The organism is Oceanobacillus luteolus (genome assembly GCF_023715655.1).
GTDB classification, from domain to species: Bacteria; Bacillota; Bacilli; order Bacillales; family Amphibacillaceae; genus Oceanobacillus; species Oceanobacillus luteolus.
Genome location: NZ_JAMBON010000037.1, coordinates 15,541 through 33,770 on the forward strand (window position 1 = coordinate 15,541; position 18,230 = coordinate 33,770).

Genomic DNA, 18,230 nt, shown 5'->3' on the forward strand with positions numbered 1-18,230 from the left:
AATTCATTCCACTAATCTTATAATCCCTTTATCAACTAGCCTCAAAGCTTTTTCAGTTTTAAATAAAGCATCTTCTAATTTTTTGGAGACTGATATTATATATCCACAACCATCTAGATTATTACGATATTCTTTTATCTCGCTTCCCAATTCTAAATAATGGTATATCTCGACTTCAAACTCCTTTTTAATATGATTAAAGTCTGGCAAATGTATCACTTTACCTGGGGTTAGCGCCAATAATCTAGTAGAAACATTTACTTTTGTTACTGGATCCTCTATCTCAACTGTCCCCCCAGTAGCTGCTTTAATTATTATGTTCATGTAATCAATACCTGTACTTAATGGAATAATGTGCGAACCGATTAGATTACCACCCATTCTAGCTCCTACATCAATAATACATATATCATTACTATTAGTAACTAATATATCCATATTAACCGAACCAAAGTTAATACCTAATGACTTTATTGCATTTCTTACTACTCGCTTTATCTTTTCTTCAATTGATAATCCGCTCGGCATATAATGCCCTAATTCTGCATAATCTGGTGGGTCTGTCATTTGCTTACCCATGACACCAAGTATATGTACTTGACCATTAAATACAAAGGATTCTACGCCAAATTCCTTTCCTTCAATAAAATCTTCTATTAGTGCCTTACCTTCTAAAGAGGCATTTATAGCATCATTGCATGCAAGAACTAATTCCTCAAATGTATTCACTTTATTTATAGCCTTACTACCTGACCCGTCACAAGGCTTTACAATAACTGGATAACTTATATTATCTTTAATTTTATTTAGTTTTGTTAAGTTAGCAATTTCATAATATTGTTTAATATCATCAACCTTATTCTCAAATAAGTTACGTCTAACTAAATATTTATTTTTAACAATTTTAGCAACCTCATAATTAAGACCTGGAAGATTCATCTCCTGAGCCACATATGCAGCGGAAATAACTCCATAGTCTGTTGCGGCAGTAATTACTCCATCCACTTTCTTTGAAATTGCATACTGCAGACAAGCTTCTTGATCCACAATATCAATCACTTCATACTCATCAGCAAATTTAAATCCTATGGAGTTTGGATTTTTATCTATAGCAAAAGTATAATAATCCATCTCCTTTGCCTTTTTTATAATAAAAGATTGTAAAAATCCTGCACCGATTATCAGTATTTTCTTCATTTTATTCCTTCCTACGAACTAATTATTGTATGTGGAGTTAATATACGTTCACTTGGCAGTTGACTTTCGTTATAACTTCGATACTTTTCAAATTCTTTTGGTGTGAGTTTATTAAAATAACGCTTTAAACCGCCAACCTGTTTACCTTTATAGCCATTTTCTACCAACTGAATGGCTGCCGGGAGTAGGTGGGCACATAATTCCGCTGTTCTTCGATGTAAAATTTCTGGAGTTTCTTCTATAAACAATTTCAGTCTTCCTTGAACTATAATATTACCATCATCAAATTCTTCATTCATATAATGAATAGTTGCACCATAAAAACTTTCGCAATTCGCCCAATAATGCATATACGCCCTATTTCCTCTATAATCTGGCAATATAGAGCCGTGACAATTTATTGGGGTATACCTTGATTGTTTAAGAAAAGACAAGGGAATTTTATAGGGCCAGCCACAACTAATCAATAAATCTACCTTTTCCCTTTGGGCCAGTTGAAAGCTTTCTTCATCATTTAATCTTTCATTGTTAAAAATTATAGTCTTTATATCTCTATTCATGCAAAATTCATAACAAATACCGTCAGTCTTTTCTGTATAAAATACAATCTCTTTATCCTGCAATATATTCATTTCTAAAAGTGTCTCAATAATAATTTTCGGTTTCAAAGCATTTGCAGAGCCAAGAATCGCTATTTTCTTCATATATTCACCAACTTTATTAAACATTCATATTTCAAGTAATTATATTTTTGAAATTCTCTACCACATAAAGCACTTCTTCATCACTTAATTGAGTATGCAACGGTAGTGTAACTTCATTAATATATTGGTTATACGCATTTGGATAATCATTAATATCAAAACCAAGATTTCTATAGGCTGTAAACATTGGTAATGGCTTATAGTGAACATTACAAGCAATACCCACTTCAGCCATTCTCGAAATAATTTCATTTCTTTTCTTTTCACTAATACCATGAATTCTTGTTAAATATAAATGTCCAGAAGAGGAATAGTTTTCACCATGATGCTCTAACACCTGTACATTTAAAGAGGATAAATAACTGTCATATAATTCGATAATTTGCTTACGTCGTTTTAATAAATCATTATAACGGGCCAATTGTATTAAACCGATACTCGCACTGATATCTGTCATATTACACTTATAAGCAGGATAAAGAATATCGTATTCCCATGAACCTTTTTGAGTTTTAGCAAGTGCATCTTTTGATTGACCATGAAGACTATACAACATAAACTGATTGTATAATCTATTATCGTCTATCCCACGATCATTACGCCATACAACAGCTCCACCCTCTGCCGTTGTGAGATTTTTTACAGCATGGAATGAAAAACAAGTAAAGTCAGCTGCTTGCCCACAATTCAAACCATTACTTTGTGCACCAAAAGCATGTGCAGCATCTGCCAAAACTACTATCCTATTGAATAGTTTTTGTAGATCATTATTCGATTTATACAATTCCTTTTTACTATTTATAATCTCGTAAATGGTATCATAATCACACATTTTGCCACCAATATCCACAGGTATAATAGCTTTAGTTCTATCTGTAATTGCATTGGAAAGCTTTGAATAATCCATTTCAAATGAATTTGGAGCAGTATCTACTAAAACAATTTTTGCCCCAACATGTTCAATTACTGACGCAGATGCTGTGTATGTATAAGCAGAAGTAATAACTTCGTCTCCTGGACCGACCCCGAGAATCCTTAGTGTAAGTTCCATAGATGCAGTTGCAGAATTTAAACAGACGGCTTTGTTTACTCCTACAAATTCAGCTATTCTTTTTTCAAACTCTTTAGTTCGTGGTCCAGTTGTTATCCATCCCGATTTTAAAGATTTTACGACCTCTTCAATCTCCTCATCCGAAATATCAGGGGGAGAAAAAGGTATATTCCTGAACTCTATATTTTTCATTTAATATCCTCGCTTTAATGTGCTTAAACTTTTTTACAACTTTATTGATATTGATTTGGTATTTTAGAATTGAATTGAAATAATATTAAAGGCTAATCAATTCGGCTTAAGTAAGTTTCTTAACTACAAAGTTGCTAACTAGCCAAAATATATTTATCTAACCGCTGAATTCATTTCCTCAACCTTAGCAACTAAGTAATCATATAACTCATCTTTCATTTCATCATTTTGCAAAGCAAAATCGATTGTGGTTTTCACAAATCCCATTTTCTCTCCAACATCATAACGTGTTCCTTCAAAGTCATAAGCATACACACTTTGAACTTCATTCAACATTTGTATCGCGTCTGTAAGTTGAATTTCCCCACCAGCACCAATTTGCTGCTTATCAAGGAAACCAAAAATTTCTGGTGTAAATATATAACGCCCCATAATTGCAAGATTTGAAGGAGCTGTGCCTGGCTCAGGTTTTTCCACAAAGTTATTCACCTGGTACAATCGACCTTCTTTGGTGCTCGGATCGACAATCCCGTAGCGGGAAGTTTCTTCATCAGGCACACTTTGAACTCCAACCACTGAACACTGAGTCTCTTCATACTGCTCAATCAACTGTCTTAATCCCGGTTTTTCAGCTTGAACAATATCATCTCCAAGCAATACCGCAAACGGTTCATTTCCAATAAACTTACGCGCACACCATACGGCATGTCCCAGTCCCTTAGGTTCTTTTTGGCGGATATAATGCAAATCAATATTGGAGGCATAATTTACTTTTTCAAGCATCTCAAATTTATGTTTCTTCATTAAATTATCTTCTAATTCATAATTGTGATCGAAATGATCCTCAATCGCACGTTTACCTTTTCCTGTTACGATAATAATATCTTCAATACCTGATTCAATTGCTTCTTCAACAATGTATTGGATTGTCGGTTTATCGACAATCGGTAGCATCTCTTTTGGCATAGCCTTTGTAACAGGAAGAAATCTTGTACCTAACCCTGCTGCTGGAATAATTGCTTTTTTGACTGTATTCATCTTATTTCCTCCAAAATATTAATTAATAATTATGATATTATTTTTTCTGTTTTTAAGCCTGCGCGGTAAGCTGCTCCCTTTCCAAATAAACAATCCTCATCAACGCATCCTTCAACTCCACCCGATCATATTCCCTAAAATTCTCAATCAATTCATCAATCAAGCTTGGATGCACTTCAACCGTCTTTCCTACATAAATCTTCTCATAAACCTCACCAGGAAGAACCTCATCCTCACCCAATAATTCCTCAAACATCTTCTCACCAGGTCTTAGACCACTATATTCAATTTTAATTTCATCCTCAGAATAACCCGATAACTTAATCAAGTTCTTAGCAAGATCAACAATCTTCACCGGCTCACCCATATCCAAAACGAAAATCTCTCCGCCTTTGGCCAAGGTTCCAGCCTGAACTACAAGCCTTGAAGCTTCAGGTATCGTCATAAAATACCTCGTAATATCTGGATGAGTTACTGTGATAGGCCCACCATTCTCAATCTGCTTCCGAAACAGCGGAATAACACTTCCCCTGCTCCCAAGTACATTCCCAAATCGCACTGCAACAAATTTCGTCTCACTTTTCTTAGCCATGTTCTGCACGACCATTTCAGCAATCCGCTTGGAAGCACCCATGACGTTGGTTGGGTTAACAGCTTTATCTGTTGAAACAAGCACGAAAGTTCGTACAAAGAATTTATCCGCAGCTTCTGCGACATTTTTCGTACCAATGATATTATTTTTCACAGCCTCATGTGGGTTGTATTCCATTAAAGGTACATGCTTATGAGCTGCCGCATGATAGATGATTGCCGGCAGATGTTCTTCAACAATTTCAAAAATACGCTTCCGGTCTTTTACATCGCCAATGATTGGTACAATCTCTGTCTGTTCTTCCCCAAACGTTTTTCTTAATTCCATATCAATGTTATAAATACTATATTCCCCGTGTCCAACAAGGAGAATTTTTTTCGGAGTAAACCGCATTAATTGACGACAAATCTCAGAACCTATCGAGCCACCTGCACCAGTAACCATAACAGTGTTTCCAGTCACATATTCAGAGATAGCATTGATATCAAGTTTTACTGGCTCACGTCCAAGCAGATCCTCTACCTCAACGTTTTTCAAGGAATTGACTGTAACTTTTCCAGTCATCAAATCTTCAATCTTAGGAATCATTTGCACCTTGGCTGCAGTACCACTACAAGCATCGACAATCTTTTTTAGATCACTACTACTTAATGATGGAATGGCAACAACGATATGGTCAATCTGATAATTTTCAACAACTGTAGGAATATCATCAACTTTCCCAGCAACGGGCAAGTTGTACATTTCCATCTTTTGCTTCATTAAATCATCATCTACAAAAGCAACTGGATAGAGTTCTGAGTTATGTTCGTTCTGCAATTGACGGACAATCATCGCTCCGGCAGAACCAGCACCGACAATAAGAGTGCGTTTTTGGGAATTGTTATTGTTATTAATGTAACGATCGCGGTACATGCGCCAAATGAAACGTGATCCTCCGATTAGAATAATATGTAAGAGCCAGGTGACAACTAAGGCACGGCGGAGGATAGTGAAGTCATTAAGTAGTAGCTGTACGATACCGGCAGCTGTTACAGTAAGCGTCACAGCCTTTGCGATAGCTTTTAATTCACCAACACTAGCATAGGACCATACTTTATTATAGAGTTTAAATACTGCAGCAAATAGATGGTGGAAGATTACGAGTGCGATAGCAGAAATGATAATTGCAGTAGAAGTTAGAATATCGGTATATGCCGGATAGACAATCCACGCTGCGACAAAAATCGCTGTTGCTACTATTAACGTATCAAGCAAAATAAGCAATGATAAACGTCTCGAGTAAGACATAAAAATCTCCTTTCTCATGAGGTTGTCGCCTTCATGATAGTACTAGTATATTTTGTAGTGTATAATAACCCTTATCAGTAGCATGAATTGAGTTAATGGATTTGAAAATCCAACAGAGATTATTCACATGCCACTAATTAGTATACAATATATCCAAGCCTTTTTTAGGCTTTCTCAAAGAATAGGATGCATTCTATATTTTCCTGTCCGAAAGCTATTTTTGTAGGTATGAATAACTATTCAAAATATCATATACCGGGGCTATTTAGTGATGTTTTCCATTTTTGTTACTTATGATTAACTTCAGGCTTTAAAAATCAATAGTTAAGGATAATCGAATCTTAACTATTTTGTATAGTATTCTCTCTTACTAGTTTTCAGTTTTTTCTTAAAACAAACCAAGAAACTTCTTCTTCTTTATTTGAGTCGGCTCCAAGCGATGGACGTTTTGATTATCAATTAGTAGTTCGCTATTTTCCAAGAACATATATGCATAATCGCTACCAAAGTCATTATTGATTACTTGGAAAGCTTCCTTCATCGCAAACCCTCTAGATTTCGTATTATGCGCATCGGAAGCGATAAAGTGAGTTAGATTTGCCTCAATCAGCTGACGGCTGAACTTCTGAATGTCCTTTCCAAACTTGCCAACTACACTCGCAGCAGTCACTTGTGTCAGCGCCCCTTTTTTCACAAACTCATAAAGTCTCGATGGATGTTCTAGTAGTTCTTGGTTACGCTCTGGATGTACAATTATAGGAATGTAGCCAGCTACTTGAATATCAAAGAGCATTTGACTGGCATATCGTGGTACGTGTGCAGAAGGGAACTCAACAAAGATGTACTTCGTATCGTTAATCGGTAAGATGATGTTATTCTCCAACTCATCCAACATATCTCCATTGATACGTGTCTCTTGTCCTGGAAGAATAGTAAGCGGGATATCTTCGTTTATCAATAATTCATTTAAAGTATCTACCCAGCGGATGATGCTCTCCCGATCGTTATCGAATACTCCATTACGATGATGTGGGGTTGCTACAATTGTTGTTATCCCTTCTTTAACTGCAGCCTTTGCCATATCCAGGCTGTCGAATTCTGTTTTTGCTCCATCATCGATTCCAGGTAAAATATGCGAATGAATATCAATCATCGACAAAGCACTCCTCTCTTTTTTCAGAATCGAGGAAAAAGCCAGACTATCGTCCCGATTCGAATATTCATTATATCAAACTTCCGATAAAATTAGTAGCTATTCTTAAATAATTAACGATTATTTATCGTTTGTCTTTATCCAATTTCGACAATGCAAATATTATTAAAAAAAGCCCCTCCTGTCACTCTATTTTTGCGACTAGAAGGGGATTCACCATTAATTCGTGCCGTAATAGTAATAATAATTAGACGCCTTTTTCTCCCGACCATTTAAGACAACGCCTAAAAGCTTTGCCTTGGCAGGCGCGAGTGATTCTTTAGCTTTTTCTGCTGCTTCGACCTCTGTCTTACCACTTCGGACGACGAGGACAGTGCCATCAACAATATTCGCTAAAATCTGAGCGTCAGTTACCGCAAGCACAGGAGGGGTATCAAAGATTACCAGATCATAACTTAGCTTAGCTTCTTTTAATAGATTTTCCATCTTTCTCGAAGCAAGTAACTCAGACGGATTCGGAGGAATCGGTCCACAGGTCATCACATCAAGAGTTTCAACGTCTGTCTGATTCACTGCTTCTTCCAGTGTATTCTCACCAACAAGCACATTACTTAACCCTCTTAAGTTATCAAGACGGAATGTGTAATGCATCGTTGGTTTTCTTAAGTCTGCATCAATGAGCAAGACACGTTTACCTTGTTGCGCATACACAACAGCAAGATTCGCAGTTGTTGATGATTTTCCTTCAGCTGGCCCAGATGACGTGACAAGGAAAGATTTCAATTCATTATCTACGGAAGAGAACTGCATATTCGTTCTCACCGTCCGATATTGCTCAGAGATTGGTGATTTTGGATTAACTTTTGTAATTAGATGACGGATATTACTGCCAATTTTAGACTGATTCTTTTTGCGCAGCATTGAATCCACCTCTTTTCTGCCTGTTTGGCTGGAAGCTCATTTGATTGGAACGCATATCTTCTTGTGAAATGACGGAGATAACACCAAGTATCGGAAGTCCAAGATGCTTTTCTACATCGTCTTCAGTCGTTACTGTATTGTCAAGATATTCAAGTAAGAATGCTAGACCGACACCGATCATGATTCCAAGTACAATCGCAATGGCGATGTTAAGTACCGGGTTCGGTGCAACTGGTGTTGGATTTGGACTTAGTTGTGCTTCTGTCAGCACACTTACGTTATCCACATTCATGAACTCCTGCACTTTATCTTGAAATACAGCAACGGTTGTATTCGCAATATCTACTGCTAGAGCAGGATGCTCATCTACTGCAGTTACTGTAACCACTTGTGAATTCTGCTCGTTTGATACCGTGATGTTTTCACTAAGCGCTTGAACTGAGTAAGGCAAATCTAATTCTTTAATGACTTCTCCCAGAATGGCCGGGCTTTTTATAATGACATTATAAGTATTTATGATTTCGACGTTCGCTCGGATATCGTTTACGTTGTATGGTACATTCTGTTCTTGCGGGCTTTGGTTAACGATGAACTGTGAACTAGATTGATAGGTAGGAGTTAATACAAAGTAACTCACTACTGCTGCTACTACAGCTGTCCCAAGTGTAATCGCCATAATAAGCAACAGGCGTTTCTTGATTACATTGAATATTTCCTTTAAGGAAATGGTTTCCTCCATGGTGTTACCTCCATATATCTGTTTTATTCTACCTTCTGCGATGAGTTTCGCTAATAATAATTGAATTCACTGACAAGTTTTACACACTACAGTAAGTGATTATATCACAGAACAGGGAAAAAAGTAGTGCTTTTTTTGTTTTTTTAATAGAAATCAATGGAGAAGTCGTGATTATTCTAGATACAGCGCATATTTAAAAAAACGCTATATAGTTGAAAGACGATTAATAAATCTACTTTCTAGGAACCAAAGGTCCTATTCCACATCTCCCACATTTTTCCTAATAATATTACAAAGAGATTACAAATCAGTTAATCTCATTCTTCTATTGTCATTTTGCGATATAATGTTGGTAAATATAGTAGATTACTAGCATTTCATCCATATTCTTCTTATATACTATCGCACTTTGCTACTACTAGTAACTTTTTCACCAAACCAATTCTTCTAATCTATTTTAGTCGAAATGACTGATAATCTATTATTACATCTTAAGGGGGATATTATTTTGGCTAACAAGAAAGTAGTCATGTCAGTAACAGCATCAGCTGCAATTGCAGCTGCAATATTCGGAGCACAGGAAGCAGAGGCATCCTCACATAAAGTGCAGCGTGGAGATTCACTATGGTCCATCGCACAAAAGTATGGAACTACGGTATCTCAACTAAAGTCCGTAAATAACTTATCCTCGGATATCATTTATCCGAATCAAGTATTGCAAACAGCTGGTTCTACATCGAGCTCGAAATCTTCATCATCCAGCAGTAGCAAGTCTAGCAGTTCAAAGAATGGATCATCTTCTTCGGGAAGTACATATACCGTTAAGGCTGGCGATACATTAAGTGGGATTGCTTCCAGACATAATATCTCACTGCAGAACTTAATGAAGTGGAACAACTTGGATACGACATTGATTTTCCCTGGTAATGTCTTTGTTGTAAGTGATCCTGGCAAGAGTTCTGGAAAATCTTCAAGTAGTAGTTCTAAATCGAGCTCATCCAGCTCATCCAATAAACAGCAAGTGTCAAGCGCTACAGTATATACGGTAAAGTCTGGTGACACCCTTTCCCGTATCGCATCGAATCACGGTGTTACGGTTTCAAACCTTAAACAGTGGAACAATTTGAAATCTGATTTGATTTTAATCGGACAGAAGTTGAACATTAACGGATCGAAAAGCACTGCTAAGTCAGGAAGCTCAAGCTCCAGCAGCAGTGGAAGCAAGCAAACTGCCAATGCGGGCTATGACGTGGACAAGCTGATCAGTGAAGCACGTAGTCAAATCGGTGTACCTTACGCTTGGGGAGGAACGACATCGAAAGGATTCGACTGTAGTGGATTCATTTATTATGCATATAACAAAGCAGGCATGAACATCAGCCGACTTTCCACTCAAGGTTATTTCGACCGTTCGTTCTATGTGAACACCCCTGAAGTGGGAGACTTAGTGTTCTTCTCCGGCACGTATAAATCCGGTATTTCCCATATGGGGATCTATATCGGGAATAACCAGTTCATCCATGCAGGATCTTCAACTGGCGTAACGATTACGAGCTTGGATAATTCTTATTGGAAGAAACATTTCGATAGCTATAAACGTTTTTATTAAAATATGAGATTTGCAGCCTCCCTATATGGGAGGCTATTTTATTTGTAAAAGCGAGCTGATATATATGAATCGTTTACTTTTACTAACTCATCAATTTAAAAGAATAATTCCCCCATCTCATCAATAGAATGATACAGGGGGCATGTGAAATGGAAAAAATTCATGTGGACAAGCTGGAACGTTTTTATAACCTGCTGGAAATGAAGAAGGAAATTGATTTGGAACTAGGTGAATTGAAGAAGGAGTTTAATCAGCTTCTTGATGAATCTGTTGGAGAGAATCGAGCTGGAGAGTTTGTAGAAGCTGGCTATCAGCTGAAAAGGCAGATCAGGAAAACTGAAAAGTATGATGAGGAGCGGACTGTACAGTTATTAGAAGATTTGCAAATGGAAGACTTGATTGAGACGGTAAGGCGTCCGGATAAGACGAAGATCCATGCAGCGATAGAACTTGGACTTATTCGAGGGGAACAACTGGAGGACATGATTGTTAGGCAGTATTCAAGGGTGTTGCAAGTCAAGCAGGTTTAGATTTTGATTGGAGTGCAGTCTGTAACCAAAAATAAAAGGGCTAATGTATGATGCAGTCTCGGAAAAACGGAGTCCGCATTCATCATTAGCCCTTTTGTTATTTAATTATCTCCCCAAGCGGCTTCGTCAATAATGACAGTAGTATTCGGGTGCTTGTGTAGAGCGGATGCTGGGAAATCTTTACTGATTTCACCTTGAAGAAGCTTCGTTACCGCTTCACGTTTACCTTCACCAGAGATGATCATGAGGATTTCTTTGCTTTCAAGAATGGTACCAATTCCCATCGTGATCGCCTTTGTTGGAACGTCATCAATCGAATCGAAGAAACGGGCATTCGCTTGTATCGTTGTTTCATCCAAATCGACGATATGTGTTCTGCTGTCAAAAGCTGTTCCTGGTTCATTAAATCCGATATGACCGTTTTTACCAATTCCTAAAATTTGGAGGTCGATTTTACCGGTACTTTGAATTAATGATTCATAATCACGGCACTCTTGTTGCACATCTTCTGCCATTCCACTTGGTACATGGGTATTTTCAGCAGGTATGTTGATGTGTTTGAATAGATTTTCATTCATAAAATAATGGTAGCTTTGCGGGTCATCATCCGGCAACCCGATATATTCGTCGAGGTTGAAAGTGACCGTCTTTGAAAAGTCAATTTCACCTTGTTTATATTTTTCGACTAAAATCTTATATAACCCTTCCGGAGTAGAGCCGGTTGCAAGACCCAATACTGGTTTTTCGGATTCCTTTACGCGGTCGGCTATCACTTCTGCGGCCTTCATACTCATTTCTTTAAAGTCTTTTACTTTAATAAATTCCATTTCTTATTCCTCCTTAAAGGATGGGTTTAAGTAATATCATTGTTTTTATTATATCCAAATATGGCGATATATGATATATATTATACCCAGACTGAAAAAACACTTTCTAATTTTACCTGATTCTTTTTTATTTGACTAGTAGAATTAAGGAATATTGTGTAAAAAAATGACCCTTTCATGTAAGAAAGGGTATTCGTATTAGATGATATTCTTTTTATTATCCTCATGCGTTCATTTCATCTTCTCTGGCAGCTGGTGAATCGAGTCGATCAGCTGGTTGAGCTTGCCTTCTATACGGTGGAGCAAGTAAAAAGTCACCGCAATCGGAAAGCCGACTTCTGCGATAAACGAATACCAGGCATCCATGAGACGTCCCTCCTTTTTTGGGTGTAACAAAACCCCCGATCACCCCGCGGTAACCGGGATAATCGGGGGCTTGTTTGGAAACCCAATTAGTTGATTTCAATTTCTTCGATTTGTTGTTCTATGACACGTGCGCTTCGTTTGGCAACTAAATCGCCACCGTTCGAAGTAAATGCATTTTGAGCAATCACCACATCCATTGCAGCGTTGACAGCATTGTGGTCGATTGGATCAACCGGGTCATCCAGTGTATAGGTTACGATTTTCCCCTCTTGGTTTTCAAATCGCATCTCTAGCCTCTTCATGTTTCTCCCCCTTTCTATTTACATGGTCGGTGCTAGCTTACGATAGAAGGATTTCTGACTTGTCACGACGGTTGATTTCTGTGACAAGATGTTGCTGTAAACCTTCAAATGCAACTGCAGTTTCGTACAATTGTTCAGCAGTCGCACTTGGCTTCACATTCGTGAAACTCTTCGTCTTGTAAACTGCGTCTCCAGATTCCGGGTCGACACCAGTCAAGAGAACAAGTTGCAGCGTGGACTGTGTTAAGTCTTGGTATGGCATGTGGCTCACCTCCCTTTCACCTCTATAATCGAAAGGAACGCAAAGTTGGGGGTGAGAATTTTAAAAAAGCTAATCAAGGAATTTCCCTGATTAGCCAATCCATCATAATTTATATGCTGTTTCAACATCACAAATATTTTTTGTATCGAGAATATGCTTGTCTTTGATTAGGTCTAAGTTTTCTTTTATATGATCATGTGCAACCATAATAACTACCACTTCAATGTCATCTAAGAAGTCTTGGAAGTTGGTGTATTGGTTATCAACCATCTGTTTCTGTAAGAACGGATCATATGATTTCACACCAGAGATTAATTGCTCATCCATTTTTTCAAGCAATTGTAGTGTTGGGCTTTCCCTTGTATCATCTACGTTTTCTTTGTAGGTCAATCCATAAAGGCCAACCTTCGACATATTCTTGAGTCCATGTTCATGCATGATATCACGAATGCGCATTAATACATGTTCCGGCATCGAGTCATTGATTTCCCTTGCCGTCAATATTATTTTCGTTAAATCAGGATAATCCCCAACAAGGAACCATGGGTCTACAGAAATACAATGTCCACCTACACCAGGACCTGGTTGTAATATATTTACTCGCGGGTGCTTATTGGCAATCCGAATAATTTCATATACATCCATATCATCAGAACGGCAAATTTTTGCCAACTCATTGGCAAACGCGATGTTGATGTCACGATACGTATTCTCCACTACTTTCGACATTTCTGCTGAACGGATATCGGTGACGACAATTTCACCTTTACAGAAGCTTGCATACAATTCTTTTACAGATTCTCCAATTTTGGTATCATCTGCACCGATTGTTCTTGAATTATGCTCCAGTTCATAAACCATATTACCAGGAATAATTCGTTCCGGGGCATGGACAAGATGGAGATCCTCTCCAAGTATGTACCCACGTTTTTCAATCTCTGGTCGGACAAATTTATCAATCGTACCTGGTGAAACGGTGGATTCAATAACAACCGTTGCACCTTTCTCACAAACGTCCATCACGGTATTGAGTGAAGAGATAATGTAAGATGGATCAATCTTCTTCGTGACGTTGTCATATGGTGTAGGTACAGTGATGATGTAAGTATCTGTTTTTTGATATTCCGTTGTAAACGTAATGCCATTTGCTACTGCTTGTTCGAATAGTTCCTGTAACCCTTTTTCCTCGAATGTCAGTTTATTATTATGTAAAGATTCCACTAGCTCTGGATTATTATCGGTCCCAACAATTTTCACTCCACTTTTCGCAAACATTAATGCTGTCGGAAGGCCGATATAACCTAAACCTATAATATTTATCATATTCATGACTCCTTCTTAGTAAAGAGATTTTTGTATTTCGATATTATTTTACAACAAAAATTGTTATTTGTGAATAACTTCACAAACAAGTCATATAAGAATGCTAGTAAAAGGACTGCTGTTTGCCCTTTATGATAAAGGGAGCAGCTATTTTCCCTGAGTTTTATGCTCTCTGTAATGTAACTAACACCAGCTATTAAATGATTAGTAACCCGGCTGTAATCTCTTAATGATATTGTTGATAGTATAATTCATTACTACATATAAGAGTTGCCAAGTGAATATACAAGCCGTAATTTGTAAAATACTTAAGAAACATAAATATAACTACTATACTGATACATGTGTTAGATGCGGAAAACATAAAACAAAATCTAATCCAAAAAAGCGAACCAGTAGTTCTACCTCTGGTTCGCTTTTTCTTAACTGGAGATAAATAACTCCAGTCCTCCATTCCATTACTTATTGAAATACTCTACAATCGCATCGGCGATTCGACGGGAAGCTTCTCCATCACCATAAGGATTGGATGCTTTCGCCATTTTATCATGTGCTTCTTTGTCAGTCAGCAATGTATTTGCCTCTTCAAAGATAACTTCTTCATCTGTTCCTACAAGCTTCAATGTACCTGCTTCAATCCCTTCCGGACGCTCAGTCGTGTCACGTAACACTAATACCGGAACACCAAGTGAAGGTGCTTCCTCTTGAACTCCGCCAGAATCCGTTAAGATAAGATACGAACGGGCAGCGAAGTTGTGGAAGTCTACCACATCAAGTGGTTCAATTAATCGAATTCGGTCGCTATCACCTAAAATTCTGTTCGCAGTCTCTTGAACAACTGGATTCAAGTGGACTGGATAGACAACATGGATGTCTTCATGTGTATCCACTAAACGGCGGATCGCACGGAACATTTGATTCATGTTTTCACCAAGGTTTTCTCTGCGGTGAGCTGTCATTAATACTAAGCGATTGTCGCCAATCTCATCTAAAATTGGGTGAGAATAATTTTCGTCGACAGTAGTTTTTAGAGCATCGATCGCTGTGTTACCTGTTACAGAGATTGTGTCCTCTGCTTTATTTTCATTCAACAGATTTTGCTTCGCCTTCTCTGTTGGTGAAAAATGCAAGTCAGCCATAACACCAGTAAGCTGACGGTTCATTTCTTCCGGGTATGGGGAATATTTATCCCATGTACGAAGCCCAGCTTCTACGTGGCCAATTGCAATTTGGTTATAGAATGCAGCTAATCCGGCTACAAAAGTCGTGCTCGTATCCCCATGGACAAGTACGATATCCGGCTGCACTTTTTTCATTACTTCATCAAGCCCTTCTAGAGCACGTGTCGTAATTTGCGCAAGGGATTGCTGCTTTTTCATGATGTTTAAATCAAAGTCAGGTGTAATTCCAAAAATCTCTAATACTTGATCCAGCATTTCTCTATGCTGAGCCGTTACTGTTACAATTGCTTCAAATTCTTCAGGGCGTTTTTTCAGTTCAAGAACAAGTGGTGCCATTTTAATTGCTTCTGGTCTTGTTCCGAAAATATTCATGACGCGAATTGGTTTCTTCATTATATTTTCACTCCAATTATTTTGGTATATTCTTTTCATATAAGTTTACAATTATAAATGTATCATACATGAAGAGTTTAGTTAAACACAAGATATTCATCATACATATAAAAAGTTATCATGATTACAAATCGAATCTAAATGTAATAAAGATGAAAAATAATTTTATAGAAAAAACCACTTCATTGGACTATACTCGACCTCTAATTAAGGGTAGAATGGTTGTAGAATGTCAAAAGGGGTAAATACATGACTAAAAGAAAGAAAATAGTTATCACGATTCTTGTCATTATTGGTGCTCTGCTTGTAAGTGCAGTTGGATATGCGGCATATATTTATAACCAGGCTAATAAAGTTGTTACAGATGCCCATGAAGATGTAGGTAGGGAAAATGAGACATCCGCTCTTCGAGATAAACAAGTGGATCCTGTCAACGACCATGTATCTGTGCTTTTCATCGGTGTCGATAGTCATGATGAAAGCGCAAACGAAAATAGCCGCTCTGACGCATTACTTCTTGGAACGTTCAACAAAGACGAAAATAACGTGAAACTCCTTAGCATCCCCCGGGATTCTTACGTGTATATTCCGGAAGTGGGATATTCGACAAAAATAAACCATGCCCACGCCTATGGGGGACCTCGGGCTACGATTGAAACAGTTGAAGATTTTTTTCATGTACCGATCGATTATTATGTACGTGTGAACTTTAAAGCATTTGTTGATTTGGTCGAATCTGTCGGTGGGATTTGGTATGATGTCCCATATGAAATTTCTGAGCCTAATTCCGGCAACCATCGGGATTCCATTCATTTATATCCAGGGTATCAGCATCTGAATGGAGAAGAAGCATTAGCTCTCGCAAGGACCCGTAAATATGATAATGATATTGAACGTGGAAAAAGACAGCAAGAGATTATTAAAACCATTGTGGAAGAAGCCACTTCCGTTTCCTCATTGTTCAACCTAGATGATGTCATACAAGCTATCGGATCCAATTTACAAACGAACTTAACGATGAATGAGATTCGTGGATTTTTATCCTATGGTGTTCACGGCAATATTCAAATTGATACAGTCAATTTGGAAGGTGAAGGTGGATATATGAATGATGGTGGCTGGTATTTCCAAGTGGATGAAGCAAGCAGACGGAAAGTTCAGGAAACACTGCAGAATCATTTGGATTTGGAACCATACGAACAACAGGAAAACTACTCTTATTAACTCAACCACAGTTTTTACACATAATCTACGAAACTTGTATTTTAGTTGTAACCTTCTCATAATATTTATCGTCTATAATGATAGATGGTGCAAAAATATGAGATTGCAATATTTATAATTTGACTTTATAATTATGAGGATAACCTTCTAAAGGAGTTTATAACATGAGTAAACGATTAGTAAGAAGAAAACGAAAAAAAGTAAGACGCCTACGGGTATTTCTTTTTGTCGTTTTACTTTTATTGATAGGTGTCGTTGGCATTGGCGGATATCTGGCGGTCCAAACAATGCAAGCTGCCAGTGAATCATATGACGATTTAGGTCGAGAAAAATCAGACCTCCGTGAGGAAGCAGTTTCGATTAGTAATGACCCCGTTTCCGTATTATTGATGGGGATTGAGGACTATCAATCTGAAGGAGACCACGGCAGAACAGATACGTTGATGGTCGCTACATTCAATCCAGATGATGAAAATCTAAAATTAGTCAGTATCCCACGTGATACGCTGGTAGAAATTGCCGGACGCGGACACGAGGACAAAATAAACCATGCCCATGCCTATGGCGGCAAAAAAATGACGATAGAAACAGTCGAGAATTTCCTCGATATTCCAATAGATTATTATGCAACGGTAAACTTCGATGCGTTTAAAAACATAATCGATATTTTAGGTGGAGTCACCGTAGATGTTCCATTTAACTTTGAGCAAAACAGTGATGATCGTAAAGCTGAGAAATTACAATTCTATGAAGGTGAAATGGAGCTCGACGGGAGACATGCTTTAGCTTACGCGAGAATGCGTATGTCTGATCCGCGTGGTGACATTGGCCGGAATGAACGACAACAGGAAGTTATTGAAGCGATTATCGATAAAACCTTATCTCTAGGTACCATTTCTAAAGTGGATGACCTCGTTCAAGAAGTTGGAAATAATGTAGAAACAAACTTACGAGTTTCAGAAGGACTTGCATTTGTCAAGAAGTATTCTAATTTCAGAACGAGCAATATTGAAAAGCTTAATGTGGAAACTTATCCCACGCGAATTAATGGTGTAAGCTACCAAATTCCAGAGGAAGAGTCATTACATGAGCTTCGAGCTGAATTGAAAGACCATTTAGAGATTACAAGTTTCACTGATAGTACAGAGAGCTATGAGCAGGTTTCTGGGTATTAAATGACACCTAACTTGTCTAGCATAATAAAAAAAGAAGAGGCTGGGACATAACTAGCCGAAAACAGTAATTAAAAAGGATCCAAGCAATCAAAACTTTGCTAGGATCCTTTTTTGAGTCAAATTTATCATTATCGGTCTTTAGATTGGGGTTGTTGGCGGTG

18 protein-coding genes are annotated in these 18,230 nt (G+C 37.7%); 4 read left to right on the top strand and 14 right to left on the bottom strand.

The annotated features are described in order from the left end of the window. Positions 1–3 precede the first annotated feature (3 nt). The 8 genes from M3210_RS16200 to M3210_RS16235 form a co-directional block, all read right to left on the bottom strand. Positions 4–1,197: an ATP-grasp domain-containing protein gene (locus M3210_RS16200; RefSeq protein ID WP_251516540.1), complete on the bottom strand. Its 1,194-nt coding sequence runs from the start codon at positions 1,195–1,197 to the stop codon at positions 4–6. A gap of 11 nt (positions 1,198–1,208) precedes the next feature. Continuing rightward, the gene (locus tag M3210_RS16205; RefSeq protein WP_251516557.1) at positions 1,209–1,901 is read right to left on the bottom strand and encodes a formyl transferase; all 693 of its coding nucleotides are present in this window, start codon (positions 1,899–1,901) and stop codon (positions 1,209–1,211) included. 31 nt (positions 1,902–1,932) lie between these two features. After that, positions 1,933–3,144 (bottom strand): DegT/DnrJ/EryC1/StrS family aminotransferase, encoded by a 1,212-nt coding sequence (locus M3210_RS16210; protein ID WP_251516560.1) that lies wholly within the window; start codon positions 3,142–3,144, stop codon positions 1,933–1,935. Positions 3,145–3,297: 153 nt separating this feature from the next. After that, the gene (galU, locus tag M3210_RS16215) at positions 3,298–4,182 is read right to left on the bottom strand and encodes a UTP--glucose-1-phosphate uridylyltransferase GalU (RefSeq protein WP_251516563.1); all 885 of its coding nucleotides are present in this window, start codon (positions 4,180–4,182) and stop codon (positions 3,298–3,300) included. 52 nt (positions 4,183–4,234) lie between these two features. Then, positions 4,235–6,064, bottom strand: coding sequence for a polysaccharide biosynthesis protein (locus M3210_RS16220; protein WP_251516566.1), 1,830 nt, complete (start codon positions 6,062–6,064; stop codon positions 4,235–4,237). Between the two features lie 388 nt (positions 6,065–6,452). Next, positions 6,453–7,217: a tyrosine-protein phosphatase gene (locus M3210_RS16225; RefSeq protein ID WP_251516568.1), complete on the bottom strand. Its 765-nt coding sequence runs from the start codon at positions 7,215–7,217 to the stop codon at positions 6,453–6,455. Between the two features lie 219 nt (positions 7,218–7,436). Further along, positions 7,437–8,138, bottom strand: coding sequence for a CpsD/CapB family tyrosine-protein kinase (locus M3210_RS16230; RefSeq protein WP_251516571.1), 702 nt, complete (start codon positions 8,136–8,138; stop codon positions 7,437–7,439). Beyond that, positions 8,113–8,877 carry a YveK family protein gene (locus M3210_RS16235; RefSeq protein ID WP_251516573.1) on the bottom strand — a complete coding sequence of 255 codons (765 nt, stop codon included), beginning with the start codon at positions 8,875–8,877 and terminating at the stop codon, positions 8,113–8,115. The genes M3210_RS16230 and M3210_RS16235 overlap by 26 nt, the downstream gene beginning before the upstream one ends. Before the next feature lie 508 nt (positions 8,878–9,385). On the opposite strand from M3210_RS16235, the gene M3210_RS16240 reads away from it, so the two are divergent. Then, positions 9,386–10,486 (top strand): C40 family peptidase, encoded by a 1,101-nt coding sequence (locus M3210_RS16240; RefSeq protein ID WP_285853854.1) that lies wholly within the window; start codon positions 9,386–9,388, stop codon positions 10,484–10,486. Positions 10,487–10,635: 149 nt separating this feature from the next. Then, on the top strand, positions 10,636–11,016 hold the full coding sequence (locus tag M3210_RS16245; RefSeq protein WP_251516577.1) for a hypothetical protein: 381 nt from the start codon (positions 10,636–10,638) through the stop codon (positions 11,014–11,016). A 101-nt stretch (positions 11,017–11,117) separates the two neighbouring features. Here the strand turns inward: M3210_RS16245 and nagB are convergent, their stop codons facing one another. The 6 genes from nagB to wecB form a co-directional block, all read right to left on the bottom strand. Further along, positions 11,118–11,843, bottom strand: coding sequence for a glucosamine-6-phosphate deaminase (gene nagB / locus M3210_RS16250; RefSeq protein ID WP_251516579.1), 726 nt, complete (start codon positions 11,841–11,843; stop codon positions 11,118–11,120). A gap of 231 nt (positions 11,844–12,074) precedes the next feature. Beyond that, the gene (locus M3210_RS16255) at positions 12,075–12,209 is read right to left on the bottom strand and encodes a YvrJ family protein (protein ID WP_251516590.1); all 135 of its coding nucleotides are present in this window, start codon (positions 12,207–12,209) and stop codon (positions 12,075–12,077) included. A gap of 86 nt (positions 12,210–12,295) precedes the next feature. After that, positions 12,296–12,511 carry a DUF2922 domain-containing protein gene (locus M3210_RS16260; RefSeq protein WP_251516581.1) on the bottom strand — a complete coding sequence of 72 codons (216 nt, stop codon included), beginning with the start codon at positions 12,509–12,511 and terminating at the stop codon, positions 12,296–12,298. Positions 12,512–12,548: 37 nt separating this feature from the next. Beyond that, the gene (locus tag M3210_RS16265) at positions 12,549–12,773 is read right to left on the bottom strand and encodes a DUF1659 domain-containing protein (protein WP_251516583.1); all 225 of its coding nucleotides are present in this window, start codon (positions 12,771–12,773) and stop codon (positions 12,549–12,551) included. Positions 12,774–12,875: 102 nt separating this feature from the next. Further along, on the bottom strand, positions 12,876–14,096 hold the full coding sequence (locus M3210_RS16270; RefSeq protein ID WP_251516585.1) for a nucleotide sugar dehydrogenase: 1,221 nt from the start codon (positions 14,094–14,096) through the stop codon (positions 12,876–12,878). Positions 14,097–14,554: 458 nt separating this feature from the next. Beyond that, on the bottom strand, positions 14,555–15,670 hold the full coding sequence (gene wecB, locus M3210_RS16275; RefSeq protein WP_251516587.1) for a non-hydrolyzing UDP-N-acetylglucosamine 2-epimerase: 1,116 nt from the start codon (positions 15,668–15,670) through the stop codon (positions 14,555–14,557). A gap of 249 nt (positions 15,671–15,919) precedes the next feature. On the opposite strand from wecB, the gene M3210_RS16280 reads away from it, so the two are divergent. Both M3210_RS16280 and M3210_RS16285 read left to right on the top strand, forming a co-directional pair. Next, a complete protein-coding gene (locus M3210_RS16280; RefSeq protein ID WP_251516588.1) occupies positions 15,920–16,894 on the top strand; it encodes an LCP family protein in 975 nt (324 codons plus the stop codon). A 164-nt stretch (positions 16,895–17,058) separates the two neighbouring features. Beyond that, complete coding sequence (locus M3210_RS16285; protein ID WP_251516589.1) at positions 17,059–18,069, top strand: LCP family protein; 1,011 nt, start codon at positions 17,059–17,061, stop codon at positions 18,067–18,069. Positions 18,070–18,230 lie beyond the last annotated feature (161 nt).

What these genes read in the sequence shown, in the direction of transcription:
- M3210_RS16285 (WP_251516589.1), top strand. Translation starts at nt 17,059, where the DNA reads ATGAGTAAACGATTAGTAAGAAGAAAACGAAAAAAAGTAAGACGCCTA.
- M3210_RS16245 (WP_251516577.1), top strand. Translation starts at nt 10,636, where the DNA reads ATGGAAAAAATTCATGTGGACAAGCTGGAACGTTTTTATAACCTGCTG.
- M3210_RS16280 (WP_251516588.1), top strand. Translation starts at nt 15,920, where the DNA reads ATGACTAAAAGAAAGAAAATAGTTATCACGATTCTTGTCATTATTGGT.
- M3210_RS16265 (WP_251516583.1), bottom strand. Translation starts at nt 12,773, where the DNA reads ATGCCATACCAAGACTTAACACAGTCCACGCTGCAACTTGTTCTCTTG.
- M3210_RS16270 (WP_251516585.1), bottom strand. Translation starts at nt 14,096, where the DNA reads ATGATAAATATTATAGGTTTAGGTTATATCGGCCTTCCGACAGCATTA.
- M3210_RS16205 (WP_251516557.1), bottom strand. Translation starts at nt 1,901, where the DNA reads ATGAAGAAAATAGCGATTCTTGGCTCTGCAAATGCTTTGAAACCGAAA.
- galU (WP_251516563.1), bottom strand. Translation starts at nt 4,182, where the DNA reads ATGAATACAGTCAAAAAAGCAATTATTCCAGCAGCAGGGTTAGGTACA.
- M3210_RS16225 (WP_251516568.1), bottom strand. Translation starts at nt 7,217, where the DNA reads ATGATTGATATTCATTCGCATATTTTACCTGGAATCGATGATGGAGCA.
- nagB (WP_251516579.1), bottom strand. Translation starts at nt 11,843, where the DNA reads ATGGAATTTATTAAAGTAAAAGACTTTAAAGAAATGAGTATGAAGGCC.
- M3210_RS16220 (WP_251516566.1), bottom strand. Translation starts at nt 6,064, where the DNA reads ATGTCTTACTCGAGACGTTTATCATTGCTTATTTTGCTTGATACGTTA.
- M3210_RS16255 (WP_251516590.1), bottom strand. Translation starts at nt 12,209, where the DNA reads ATGGATGCCTGGTATTCGTTTATCGCAGAAGTCGGCTTTCCGATTGCG.
- M3210_RS16210 (WP_251516560.1), bottom strand. Translation starts at nt 3,144, where the DNA reads ATGAAAAATATAGAGTTCAGGAATATACCTTTTTCTCCCCCTGATATT.
- M3210_RS16230 (WP_251516571.1), bottom strand. Translation starts at nt 8,138, where the DNA reads ATGCTGCGCAAAAAGAATCAGTCTAAAATTGGCAGTAATATCCGTCAT.
- M3210_RS16200 (WP_251516540.1), bottom strand. Translation starts at nt 1,197, where the DNA reads ATGAAGAAAATACTGATAATCGGTGCAGGATTTTTACAATCTTTTATT.
- wecB (WP_251516587.1), bottom strand. Translation starts at nt 15,670, where the DNA reads ATGAAGAAACCAATTCGCGTCATGAATATTTTCGGAACAAGACCAGAA.
- M3210_RS16260 (WP_251516581.1), bottom strand. Translation starts at nt 12,511, where the DNA reads ATGAAGAGGCTAGAGATGCGATTTGAAAACCAAGAGGGGAAAATCGTA.
- M3210_RS16235 (WP_251516573.1), bottom strand. Translation starts at nt 8,877, where the DNA reads ATGGAGGAAACCATTTCCTTAAAGGAAATATTCAATGTAATCAAGAAA.